This window comes from Micromonospora sp. AMSO12t, assembly GCF_008806585.1.
In the GTDB taxonomy this organism is placed as follows: domain Bacteria; phylum Actinomycetota; class Actinomycetes; order Mycobacteriales; family Micromonosporaceae; genus Micromonospora; species Micromonospora reichwaldensis.
Map to the genome: position 1 here is coordinate 1 of NZ_WAAS01000206.1, position 11,932 is coordinate 11,932.

An 11,932-nucleotide genomic window follows, 5' to 3' on the forward strand; every position below is an offset into this window, starting at 1 on the left:
TGCGCCTCCCTGGTTGGCGGGGCGGTCCTGTACGGCCTGGGCACGCAGCCGCAACTGTCCTGGCACCCGGACCTGCCGGAACCGCTGTTCCTGCTGCCGCTGGCGGTGGTCTGCACGGCGGTGGGCCTGCGCCGGGTCGCCAGCCGGGCCAGCCTGGCGCTCGGCACGGTGGCGGTGGTGGCCGACCTCGCGATGGGCGGCTCGCTGGCCACCGTCCTCGTCTACACCCAGGTGCTCTACGACGCGTGCGTGTTCGGCTCGGCCCGGACCTGGCGCCGGCTGCTCCAGGTCACGATCGGATTGAGCGTCCTCGGCACGGCGGTGGGGGTGCTGCTGAGAGGCGACTGGCGGGGCGTGGGCATCGGGGCGCCCGTGGTGCTGGCCGGGGTGCTGCCGGTGCTCACCGGGGTCAGCGTGCGGCAGTACCGGGACCAGGCGGTCGCCGAACGGGCCCGGGCCGAGCAGACGGCCCGGCTGGTGGAGCTGGACCGCCGGCAGGCCGTCGGCGCGGAGCGGGCCCGGATGGCCCGGGAGCTGCACGACGTGATCGCCAACCACCTGAGCGCGGTGGCCATCCACGCCACGGCCGCGCTCTCCGTGCCCGGGCTCGACCGGTCGCAGGTCGAGTCGGCGCTGCGGGTGATCCGGGAGAGCAGCGTGCAGGGGCTGGGCGAGATGCGGCAGATGATCGGCCTGCTGCGGGAACCGGCGGAGGGCGGGGCGGCCGTCGACGCCACCGACGAGACGACCCGGGCGCGGCTCAGCGAGGTCGACGCCCTCGTGGACCGGGTGCGCGCCGCCGGGCTGACCGTCCGGGCGACCCGACGCGGCGAGCCCCGCGCGCTGCCGGTCGGGGTGGACCTGGCCGCGTACCGGATCGTGCAGGAGTCGCTGACCAACGCGCTCAAGCACGGCGCCGGCGAGGCCGACCTGCTGGTCGCGTACGAGCCGGCAGGGGTGGTGGTGGGCGTGGAGAACCCGGTCGGCGCCGGCCGGGGCACCCTGACCGGCGCGGGCGCCGGCCTGATCGGGATGCGGGAGCGGGCGGCGCTGCTGAACGGCCGGTTCGCCGCCGGCCCGGCGGAGGGCCGCTGGCGGGTACGGGTGGAGCTGCCGACGGAGGTGGCGTCGTGAGGGGACGGGGCGTGGCATGGCCGAGGTGATCCGGGTGCTGCTCGCCGACGACCAGCCGGCGGTGCGGGCCGGGCTGGCGCTGATCCTGGCCGGTGCGGCCGGCGTCGAGGTGGTGGGTGAGGCCGAGGACGGCGCCGAGGCGGTCCGGCTGTGCCGGGAGCTGCGCCCGGACGTCGCGGTGCTGGACGTGCGGATGCCCCGGCTGGACGGCATCTCGGCCACCCGGGAGATCGCCGCCGACCGGCTCGCCGACGTGCTCGTGCTCACCACCTTCGACGTCGACGAGTACGTCTTCGGGGCGCTGCGGGCCGGCGCGGCGGGCTTCGTCCTCAAGGACATCGACGCGGCGGGCCTGGTGGCGGCGGTGCGGACGGTCGCCCGGGGCGAGGGGTTCATCGCCCCGGCGGTCACCCGCCGCCTGATCACCGAGTTCGCGGCGACCGCCCCCACCACCTCCGCCGCGGCCCGGCAGGCGGTGGACGCGCTGACCCCCCGGGAGCGCGACGTGCTGGCCTGTCTCGGGCTCGGCCTGTCCAACCAGCAGGTCGCCGACCGGTTGGCGATGGCCGAGAGCACCACCAAGACCCACGTCAGCCGGATCCTCGCCAAGCTGGACCTGCGCAGCCGGGTGCAGGCCGCCATCCTGGCCCAGGAGCTGGGACTGCCCGCCCCGCCGCCGGCCTGACCCACCGCCGCAGGTCGGGGCGTGTCAGGCTGGGGCGGTGAGCGAGCCGGGCGGGACGGAACTGTCGGCCACGCTGCGCCGGATCGAGCGGGCGGCGGGGGCGCTGGCAAGCGCCAGCGTGGCCCGGATGGACGAGGCGCTGCCCTGGTTCCGCGACCTGCCGCCCGACCACCGCTCCTGGGTGATGCTGGTGGCCCAGGCCGGCGCCCGGTCGCTGGTGCAGTGGCTGCGCGACGGCGGCGGCACGGCGGACAGCACCCAGGAGGTCTCGGACGAAGTCTTCGCCACCGCGCCGCAGGCGCTCGCCCGATCGATCAGCCTCCAGCAGACCGTCGCGCTGGTGAAGGTGATGATCGACGTCGTCGAGGAGCAGGTCTCGCACCTGGCGGCGAAGGGCGAGGAACAGCAGTTGCGCGAGGCGGTGCTGCGGTTCTCCCGGGAGATCGCCTTCGCCGCCGCCCGGGTGTACGCCCGGGCCGCCGAGTCGCGCGGCTCCTGGGACGCCCGGTTGCAGGCGTTGCTGGTGGACGCGCTGCTGCGGGGCGACTCGCCGGACGTGCTGGCGAGCCGGGCGGCGGCGCTCGGCTGGGCGGACGCCCCGCCGGTGGCGGTGGCGGTCGGCCGCTCCCCCGGCGGGGAGGTCTCCGCCGTGCTGCACACCGTCCACCGGCAGGCCCGGCGCATCGGCACGGAGGTGATCGGCGGGGTGCACGGCGATCGGCTGGTCATCGTGCTGGGCGGCGCCGCCGACCCGGTCGCGGCCACCGGCAAGCTGCTCGGCGCCTTCGGGGACGGGCCGGTGGTGGTCGGTCCGGCCGTGCCGAGCCTGGACGAGGCGACCGAGTCGGCGCGCGCCGCGCTGGCCGGCTTCCGGGCCGCACCGGCCTGGCCGACCGCGCCCCGGCCGGTGCCGGCGGACGACCTGCTGCCGGAGCGGGCGCTGGCCGGGGACGCGGAGGCGCGCCGGCGGCTGCGGCACGACGTCTACGCCGCGCTGGTGCGGGCCGGCGGGGAACTGCTGGAGACCCTCGACGCCTTCTTCGCGGCCGGCGGCACGCTGGAGAGCGCCGCGCGCTCCCTCTTCGTGCACCCGAACACCGTGCGCTACCGGCTGCGGCGGATCTCGGACGTCACCGGCTTCTCGCCGCTCGCCGCGCGGGACGCCTTCGCGCTCCAGGTGGCCCTCACCGTCGGTCGGCTCGACCCGGTGGTCCCGGTGGTACCAACTCAGACAATGACCCCGAACGCCAGCAAAACACCACACACAGGTGATGATCGCCGCCGATTTTTGTAGGAACCCTCCAAAGGTTCTAGTGCGGTTTGGTCGAGGGCGGCACAGCGCTACCCGCGCGTATCCGGGAGAGTCATAGGAGTGCTCGCCGTACTCTCGCCCGGCCAGGGTTCCCAGAAACCCGGCTTCCTGACTCCCTGGCTGGACCTCACCGGCGCCGAAGCACGTCTGCGCTGGTGGTCGGCGCTGGCCGGGGTCGACCTGGTGCACCTCGGCACCGCCGCCGACGCGGACGAGATCAGGGACACCGCGCGGACCCAGCCGCTGCTGGTCGCCGCCGCGCTGCTGGCCGCCGAGCACCTGCCGATGTACGACGTCACGCTCACCGTCGGCCACAGCGTCGGCGAGCTGGGCGCGGCGGCGCTCGCCGGGGTGCTCCCGGCGGAGGCGGCGATCACCCTGGCCGGCGTACGCGGGCGGGAGATGGCCGCGGCCTGCGCCCTGGAGCCGACCGGGATGGCCGCCGTGCTGGGCGGGGACCCCGACGAGGTGCTCGCCTCGATCGTCGCGCACGGGCTGCACCCGGCCAACCGCAACGGCGCCGGCCAGTTCGTCGCCGCCGGCTCCGTCGAAGGGCTGGAGAAGCTCGCCGCCGAGCCGCCGGCCAAGGCCCGGGTGATCCGCCTGAAGGTGGCCGGCGCCTTCCACACGCCGTACATGGCCCCCGCCGAGACGGCGCTGGCAGCCGTGGCCGCCGGGATCACCCCGAGCGACCCGGCCCGGATCCTGCTGTCGAATCTCGACGGGGCCGCGGTCAACCACGGGCGCGACATGGTGCAGCGCCTGGTCCGCCAGGTCACCGCGCCGGTGCGCTGGGACCTCTGCATGCGCACCCTGGCCGACCTCGGGGTGACCGGCGTGATCGAGCTGCCCCCGGCCGGCACCCTCGCGGGCCTGGTCAAGCGGGAGCTGAAGGGGGCCGGGGCCCCCGAGGTGGTCACCCTCAACACGCCCGACGACCTGCCCGCCGCCCGGGACCTGATCGCCCGGCACGGCATGGCGCCGGGCCACGAGCCGACCATGCACTTCCGCGTGGTGGTGGCCCCGTCGGCCGGCACCTTCGAGCCGGCGCGGGAGCTCACCGAGGGCGACACGCTCCGCGCCGGCCAGGTCGTCGGCCACGTGGCCACCCGGCAGGGCCCGGTCGAGGTGACCGCCCACGGCAGCGGTGTGCTCACCGAGTGGCTCGCCCACCACGACGACCCGGTCGCGCCGGGCCAACCGCTCGTCCGCATCGGAGGTCACGTGTGAGCGCGAGGAATGAGCCGGTCCTGCGAGTCCCGCAGTCGCGAACGGAAGGACAGCTCTGATGACCGGCAGTCGGATCGTCGCGATGGGGCACTACCAGCCCTCCCGCGTGGTCACCAACGACGACATCGCCCAACTGGTCGAGACCAGCGACGAGTGGATCCGGGACCGGGTCGGCATCGTCACCCGGCGGATCGCCGACGGTGAGACGGTCGCCGACATGGCCGCCGCCGCCGCCGGCAAGGCACTGGCCAACTCCGGGCTCACCGCCGCCGACATCGACCTGGTCGTGGTGGCGACGTGCAGCTCCGCCGATCGAAGCCCGAACGTGGCCTGCCGGGTCGCCGCCAAGCTCGGCATCACCGCGCCCGGGGCGTTCGACCTCAACACGGCCTGCTCCGGCTTCGCGTACGCGCTGGGCACCGTGGACCACGCCATCCGGGCCGGCGCCTCGCGCAACGCCCTGGTCATCGGCGCGGAGAAGCTGTCCGACATCGTCGACTGGACGGACCGCTCCACCTGCATCATCTTCGCCGACGGCGCCGGGGCCGCCGTGGTGTCGGCCGTCGGCGAGGGCGAGCCCGCCGGCGTCGGCCCGGTGGTCTGGGGCTCGGTGCCGGAGAAGGGCGACGCGGTACGCATCGAGGGCTGGCGCCCGTCCATCCAGCAGGAGGGGCAGTCGGTCTTCCGCTGGGCCACGACGGAGCTGGCGCCGCTGGCCCGGCAGGCGTGCGAGCGCGCCGGGGTGGACCCGTCGGAGCTGGCGGCCTTCGTGCCGCACCAGGCCAACGCCCGGATCATCGACGGCATCGCGAAGCGGCTCGGCATCCCGAACGCGATCATCGCCAAGGACATCGTCGAGTCCGGCAACACCTCGGCGGCGAGCGTGCCGCTGGCCCTGTCCAAGCTGGTCGAGCGGCGGGAGGTGCCCTCCGGCGCCCCGGTGCTGCTCTTCGGCTTCGGCGGTGGCCTGACCTACGCCGGTCAGGTCGTCCGCTGCCCCTGAAAGCCCCTCCGGCCGCTGCGCCGGGGAGTGACGGTCGGCGTCGTCGGCCGTCGAATGATCCACGATGAGAGGAACCAACCGCAATGACCCGTGACGAGATCACCGCCGGCCTCGCCGAGATCCTCGAAGAGGTTGCCGGGGTGAACCCGGACGACGTGGCCGAGGGGAAGTCCTTCACCGACGACCTGGACGTCGACTCGCTCTCCATGGTGGAGGTCGTGGTGGCGGCCGAGGAGAAGTTCGGCGTCAAGATCCCGGACAACGAGGTGCAGAACCTGAAGACCGTCGGGGACGCCGTCAGCTACATCGAGGCGCAGTCCTGATCATGGCTCACACCGACGTCGTCGTCACCGGGCTCGGCGCGACCACCCCGCTGGGCGGGGACGTCGCGTCGACCTGGGACGCCATGCTCGCCGGCCGCTCCGGGGTGGGTCCGCTCACCCAGGAGTGGGCCGAGCAACTGCCGGTCCGGATCGCCGCCCGGCTCGCGGTCGAGCCGACCGGCCTGATCGACCGGGTCAAGCTCCGCCGGCTCGACCGGTCCGAGGCGATCGCGATCATCGCGGCGCAGCAGGCCTGGGCGGACTCCGGCCTGGCCGACTCCGGGCTGGACCCGGAGCGGCTGGGCGTCAGCGTCGGCTCCGGCATCGGCGGCGCGCTGACGCTGCTCGCCCAGGACGACATCCTGGAGGCGTCCGGCCCGCGGCGGGTCTCCCCGCACACGATCCCGATGCTGATGCCGAACGGCCCCGCCGCCTGGGTGGGGCTGGAGCTGGGCGCGAAGGCCGGGGTGCACTCGGTGGCCAGCGCCTGCGCGACCGGCGCCGAGGCGATCGCGCTCGGCATGGACATGATCCGTGCCGGCCGGGCCGACGTGGTGGTGGCCGGCGGCACCGAGGCGGTCATCCACCAGCTGCCGATCGCCGGGTTCAGTTCGATGCGGGCGATGTCGACCCGCAACGACGAGCCGGAGCGGGCCTCCCGGCCGTGGGACAAGGGCCGCGACGGCTTCGTGCTGGGTGAGGGCGCGGGCATCGTGGTGCTGGAGCGGGCGGAGCACGCCGCCGCCCGGGGCGCCCGGGTCTACGCCCGGCTGGCCGGCGCCGGACTCACCTCCGACGGCTACGACATCGTCCAGCCGCACCCGGAGGGCGAGGGCGCGATCCGGGCGATCGCGAAGGCGATCGCGGACGCGGGCGTCGCCAGGGCGGACATCGTGCACGTCAACGCGCACGCCACGTCGACCCCGGTCGGGGACGTCGCGGAGATCACCGCGCTGCGCGCGGCGCTGGGTGACCACCCGGTGCTGACCTCGACCAAGTCGATGTCCGGTCACCTGCTGGGCGCGGCGGGCGCGCTGGAGTCGATCGCCACCATCCTGGCGATCCGCGACAGTGTCGTACCGCCGACGATCAACCTGGAGGACCCCGACGACGGGCTCACCCTGGACGTGGCCGCCAACGAGGCGCGCCGCATGGACATCCCCGCCGCGCTGAACAACTCGTTCGGCTTCGGCGGGCACAACGTGGCTCTCGTCTTCACGCGGGCCTGAGACCACAGCCATGGAGGCTCACGTGACCACCACCGCCGTTGGCGTGGACGCATCGTCCGTCGCGGACCATCGGGATCCGGAGGTTCGGCTCCGGGCGTTGTTCGACGCCGGTTCGTTGCGGCTGTCGGTGCCACGGGACACCTCGGGTGTGCTGTGGGCGCGCGGTGAGGTCGAGGGCTCGCCGGTCGTCGCGTACGCCACGGACGCGACGCGGATGGGCGGGGCGATGGGCACCGAGGGATGCCGGCACGTCGTGGACGCGATCGACACCGCGGTGCGGGAGCGGGTGCCGGTGATCGGGTTGTGGCACTCGGGTGGTGCGCGGTTGGCCGAGGGCGTGGTCGCCCTGGACGCGGTGGGTCAGGTGTTCGCGGCGATGGTGCGGGCCTCGGGGCGGGTGCCGCAGATCTCCACGGTGCTGGGCCCGGCGGCCGGTGGCGCCGCGTACGGGCCGGCGCTGACCGACATCGTGGTGATGAGCGGTGCGGGTCGGATCTTCGTGACCGGCCCGGAGGTGGTCCGCAGCGTCACCGGAGAGCAGGTCGACATGGCCCGCCTCGGTGGGCCCGAGCCGCACGGCCGCCGCTCCGGGGTGGTCCACGTGACCTGCGCCGACGACGAGACGGCGCTGGCCGAGACGCGCAAGCTCGCCGCGCTGCTCGGCCGGCAGGGGCGCCTGTCGCCCGACGACGTGTCCGCCCAGGACGAGGGGGGACACGACCTGACGGCGAAGATGCCGGTCGAGACGAACCGGGCGTACGACGTGAAGCCGGTGGTGAAGGCGCTGCTGGACGCCCCCGGGGTGGAACTGCACGCCAAGTGGGCGCCGAACGTCGTGACCACCCTGGGTCGCTTCGCCGGGCGTACCGTCGGGGTGATCGCGAACAACCCGCTGCGCCTGGGCGGCTGTCTGGACGCCTCCAGCGCCGAGAAGGCCGCCCGGTTCGTGCGCATGTGCGACTCCCTCGGCGTACCGCTGATCGTCCTGGTCGACGTCCCCGGCTACCTGCCCGGTCTGGGTCAGGAGTGGGACGGCGTCGTCCGCCGGGGCGCGAAGCTCCTGCACGCCTTCGCCGAGGCCGTCGTGCCCCGGGTCACCCTGGTCACCCGCAAGGCCTACGGCGGGGCGTACATCGCGATGAACTCCCGCTCCCTGGGTGCCACCGCAGTGTTCGCCTGGCCCAACGCGGAGGTCGCGGTGATGGGCGCCGGCGCCGCCGTCAACATCCTGCACCGCAAGAAGCTCGCCGCCGCCCCGGCCGAGGAGCGCGAGGCGCTGCGCGCGCAGCTCGTCGAGGAGCAGACCCGTATCGCCGGCGGCGTCAACCGGGCCCTCGAGATCGGCGTCGTGGACGACGTGATCACCCCGGCCGAGACCCGCCGCCGCATCGCCGAAGCCCTCGCCGCCGCCCCGGCGGCCCGAGGCGCGCACGGCAACATCCCGCTGTAGCCGCACAGACCGCCGTGGGGCCCGCGCTCAGCACGAGCGCGGGCCCTTGCGCGTCGTTCAGCCCCGGTTGCGGGGGTGCTGGCGGGCGGTCCGCTCGTTGCCCCGGCGGTAGTTGCCGGTCCACCGGGCCATCACGAGCTGCGGGTCGCCGTCGACCTCGGCGAGGAACTCCGCCGCCCGGCCGCCGCGCAGGGTGCCCGCCGCCCGGCCGTGGTGGGTGATCACGACCGTGCCGTCCGGCCGCTCGACGTACGCGAAACCCTCTGCTGTCCCCATGGGCGCACAGGGTGCCAGGTGGGACGGCCGAGGGCGACCCGGTTTTCCCGCTTGACCCTCCAGCGGCTGGAGACAGGAGGCTTGTCGACGTGGCCGACCGCACCGACCTGTTCACCATCGGGCAACTCGCCCGCCGGACCGGCCTGTCCGTCCGGACGATCCGCTTCTGGTCCGACCTCGACCTGCTCCCGCCCACCGCCCGGTCCACCGGCGGCTACCGCCTCTACGACGCGGCGGCCGTGGCCCGGCTGGACCTCGTCCGGAGCCTGCGGGAGCTGGGGATCGGCCTGGACGACGTCCGCCGGATCCTCCAGCGGCGGACGAGCGTCCGGGAGGTGGCCCTGGCACACAGCCGCGCCCTGGACGCGGAGATCCGCACCCTGCGGCTGCGCCGGGCGGTGTTGCGGTCGGTCGCCCGACGTGGCAGCACGACCGAGGAGTTGAGACTGATGAACGACCTGGCCCGCCTCTCCGCCCGCGAGCGGCAACGGATCATCGACGAGTTCGTCGCCGAGGTCTTCGGTGGCGTGGAGCCCGGTCCCGGCGGCGACGGGCTGGCCCGGGCGATGCGGACGCTCCCCGCCGACCTGCCCGACGAGCCCACCGACGAGGAGGTCGACGCCTGGGTCGAGCTGGCCGGGCTGGTCGCCGACCCCGCCTTCCGGCTTCGGGTACGGGCGATGGCGGTGGCCGGGGCGGCGGCGACGTCCCCGCCGCCGGCGATGCCCTCCGTCGAGCCGGCACGCGCCGCGCTCGCCGCCGGGATCGCCCCGGACTCCGGGCGGGCGCGGGCGGTGCTCGACGAGATGGTGGACCCGGGGCTGTCCCGCGCCGAACGGCTCGCGCTCGCCGACGGCATCGCGACCTTCACCGACCGGCAGGTGGAGCGGTACTGGCAGCTGATCGGGGTGCTCAACCGGCGGCCCCCGTTCCCGCCCGCGGTGCCCGCCGTGGAGTGGCTGGTGGCCGCCCTGCGCGCGGCACCGTAGATCAACCGGATTGACGCCGCCGCCCCGCGCCGCTTTGATGAGCCGGCTCTCGTCGTCAATGGGGAATGGACACCATGCAACGTCGTACCCGCGCCGCCGTGCTCGCGGTGCTCACCATCGGACTGACCGGCGGCTGCGCCGACGGGAAGGAGGCACCGTCGGCCGGTGGTTCCCCGTCGGCCTCGCCGAGCGTCACCGCCTCGACGGTGACCCCCGGCCCGCCCTGGCACGACGAGGTGGTGGCGGCTCCCGCCGGGACCACGGTGGGCGGCAAGGGTACGCCCTGCGAGCTGCCGGTCACCTTCTCGGTGCCGGCGAGGTGGAAGGTCGAGGCGGTGAAGGGCTCGGCGAAGTTCGGCGAGCCCCGCCTCGGCAAGGCCCTCATGCTGTGCGAGATCAACGCCCGGCCGACCGGCTCCACCGGGTTCCTGCGGGTGTGGCGGGTCGACGGGGTCGCCGGCGGCGCACAGGAGCACCTCAAGTACTTCCTCGACGCCTACTCGCCGGAGGCCGCGGACGCGGAGTACCGGCGGGTGAAGGCCGGCACCGTCGACGCCGTCGAGGCGAGCTACCCCAAGGAGGACGGCGGCACGGTCCACGACCGGGCCATCGCGATCTCCTCCCTCTACGGTCCGATCGTGCTGAGCCTGGACACCTCGGACCCCGTGGAGCTGCTGCCGGCGTACCAGCTGGTCAAGCAGTCGGCCCGGATCAACCGGGACTGACGCGGCTCAGGCGCCGCAGGTCGTGGCGGACAGGCCGGTCACCGGCACCGGGGACCGGCCGCCCGGTCGGGTCTTGCCGGCCAGCACCCCGGCGAGGGCGGTCATCGACACCCGGCTGGAGGAGTAGGTCGCCAGGAGGGTCGGCGACTTGGCCTTCGCCAGCACGTACGGGGTGTCCATGGCGACCGTGACGGCGGCGTCGGCGCGCAGGTCGCCGGCGCCGTCGCCGTACCCGACGAGGTGCACCACCGTGCCGCCGCCGGCCACCACCTTGACCCCGGCCGCCTTGAGCGCCTCGGTCAGCGCCGCCCGCGTGTGCTCGCGCCCGCCGGAGGCGGTCACGGTCACCGGCCCCCGTACGCCGCCGCCGCAGGCGCCCCGCAGCACCGTCACCGCCGCCGCGGCCAGGTCCTCCGCCGCCTTGCGGTGCGCCGGGCCGGCCAGCGTGGACAGCTCGGGCGTGGGCCGGTCGGCCAGCTTGAACTTCATCGTCAGTACCCGGGTCGCGGCCTCGACGAGGCGGGTCCGGGGCAGCGACTTGTCGCGGAGCGCGGCGAGCAGCCCGTCGTACGCCTGACGGACGTTCGGCGGCATGAGGATGAGGTCGTTGCCCGCCTTCAGCGCGCGCACGGCGGCCTCACCCGGCGACCAGCGCTTGGCCGGCGGCATGTTCATCCCGTCGGTGATCACCACGCCCTGGAAGCCCAGCTGGCCACGGAGCACGTCGGTGAGCAGCTTGTGCGAGAAGGTCGCCGCGGTGCCCGGGTCCACCGACCGCGCGTCGAGGTGGGCGGACATCACGGCCATCGTGCCCGCGTCGATGGCGGCGGAGAAGGGCGGCCACGCCCCGGTCTCCAGCGTCCGGCGGGGCTGGTCGAGCACCGGCAGTCCCTCGTGGGAGTCGGCGGCGCTGTGCCCGTGCCCCGGGAAGTGCTTGACGGTGGCCGCGACGCCCGCGGCCTGCAGGCCCCGGACCGCGCCCGCGACCTGCCCCGCCGTCACCTTCGGGTCCGCACCGTACGACCGGGAACCGATCACGGTGCTGCGGGTGGCGAGCACGTCGGCGACGGGGGCGAAGTCGAGGTTGATCCCCATCGCGGCGAGTTCGGTGCCGGCCGCCCGCCAGGCGGCCTCGGTCAGCTCCGGTCGTCCGGCGGCGCCGGCGGCGAGGGCGCTGGGCAGCAGGGTCACGCCGTCGGTGATCCGGGTGACCACGCCGTGCTCCTGGTCGGTGCCGATCAGGAAGGGCGCCGGCCCGGCGGGCAGCCGACCGGCGGCCGCGCGCAGGCCGTCGGTGAGCGCGCGAACCTGCTTCGGGTTGTCGACGTTTGTCGTCTCCTGGTTGCCCTTGGTCGGGTCGTCGGCGCTGAAGCCGACCAGGATCAGCCCGCCGAGCCGGTATTTCTCGACCATCTGGGCGGGGGTGTCCACCCCGGCCAGTGCCTGGTTGCCGGCCGCCGAGCCGGGCGAGACCCTGGTGGCCGCGTCGCCGTAGGCGTACGGCATCAGCACCTGGCCGACGAGGTCCTCGTCGGCGAGCGAGGCCACGAGGGCGGCGGCGCGGGCGGCGGGGTCG

At 74.8% G+C, this 11,932-nt stretch carries 12 protein-coding genes; 10 read left to right on the forward strand and 2 right to left on the reverse strand.

Going from position 1 to position 11,932, the window contains the following annotated elements; translation table 11 throughout:
* From F6X68_RS24170 to F6X68_RS24205, 8 genes are all read left to right on the forward strand, one after another.
* Positions 1 to 1,134: sensor histidine kinase (locus F6X68_RS24170; RefSeq protein ID WP_151456431.1), on the forward strand; the 1,134-nt coding region annotated here is incomplete at its 5' end.
* A gap of 16 nt (positions 1,135 to 1,150) precedes the next feature.
* Entirely contained in the window at positions 1,151 to 1,819 is a 669-nt protein-coding gene (locus tag F6X68_RS24175; protein WP_151456432.1) for a response regulator transcription factor, read from the forward strand.
* Between the two features lie 37 nt (positions 1,820 to 1,856).
* Positions 1,857 to 3,113, forward strand: a complete 1,257-nt coding sequence (locus F6X68_RS24180; RefSeq protein WP_151456433.1) for a CdaR family transcriptional regulator — start codon at positions 1,857 to 1,859, stop codon at positions 3,111 to 3,113.
* A gap of 78 nt (positions 3,114 to 3,191) precedes the next feature.
* Positions 3,192 to 4,361: an acyltransferase domain-containing protein gene (locus F6X68_RS24185; protein ID WP_151456434.1), complete on the forward strand. Its 1,170-nt coding sequence runs from the start codon at positions 3,192 to 3,194 to the stop codon at positions 4,359 to 4,361.
* Between the two features lie 58 nt (positions 4,362 to 4,419).
* On the forward strand, positions 4,420 to 5,364 hold the full coding sequence (locus F6X68_RS24190) for a beta-ketoacyl-ACP synthase III (protein ID WP_151456435.1): 945 nt from the start codon (positions 4,420 to 4,422) through the stop codon (positions 5,362 to 5,364).
* Between the two features lie 83 nt (positions 5,365 to 5,447).
* The gene (locus tag F6X68_RS24195; protein ID WP_007072348.1) at positions 5,448 to 5,687 is read left to right on the forward strand and encodes an acyl carrier protein; all 240 of its coding nucleotides are present in this window, start codon (positions 5,448 to 5,450) and stop codon (positions 5,685 to 5,687) included.
* Positions 5,688 to 5,689: 2 nt separating this feature from the next.
* Positions 5,690 to 6,916, forward strand: coding sequence for a beta-ketoacyl-ACP synthase II (fabF, locus tag F6X68_RS24200; RefSeq protein WP_151456436.1), 1,227 nt, complete (start codon positions 5,690 to 5,692; stop codon positions 6,914 to 6,916).
* Between the two features lie 10 nt (positions 6,917 to 6,926).
* Positions 6,927 to 8,366, forward strand: a complete 1,440-nt coding sequence (locus tag F6X68_RS24205) for an acyl-CoA carboxylase subunit beta (RefSeq protein WP_225852393.1) — start codon at positions 6,927 to 6,929, stop codon at positions 8,364 to 8,366.
* A 57-nt stretch (positions 8,367 to 8,423) separates the two neighbouring features.
* On the opposite strand, the gene F6X68_RS24210 is transcribed toward F6X68_RS24205, so the two are convergent.
* Positions 8,424 to 8,642, reverse strand: a complete 219-nt coding sequence (locus tag F6X68_RS24210; protein ID WP_151456438.1) for a hypothetical protein — start codon at positions 8,640 to 8,642, stop codon at positions 8,424 to 8,426.
* Between the two features lie 89 nt (positions 8,643 to 8,731).
* Here F6X68_RS24210 and F6X68_RS24215 point away from each other — a divergent pair, with 89 nt between their 5' ends.
* Together F6X68_RS24215 and F6X68_RS24220 are read left to right on the forward strand one after the other, a co-directional pair.
* Positions 8,732 to 9,631, forward strand: a complete 900-nt coding sequence (locus F6X68_RS24215; RefSeq protein WP_151456439.1) for a MerR family transcriptional regulator — start codon at positions 8,732 to 8,734, stop codon at positions 9,629 to 9,631.
* Positions 9,632 to 9,705: 74 nt separating this feature from the next.
* Entirely contained in the window at positions 9,706 to 10,356 is a 651-nt protein-coding gene (locus F6X68_RS24220) for a lipoprotein (RefSeq protein WP_151456440.1), read from the forward strand.
* 6 nt (positions 10,357 to 10,362) lie between these two features.
* Here F6X68_RS24220 and F6X68_RS24225 read toward each other — a convergent pair.
* Positions 10,363 to 11,932: glycoside hydrolase family 3 protein (locus F6X68_RS24225; protein WP_151456441.1), on the reverse strand; the 1,570-nt coding region annotated here is incomplete at its 5' end.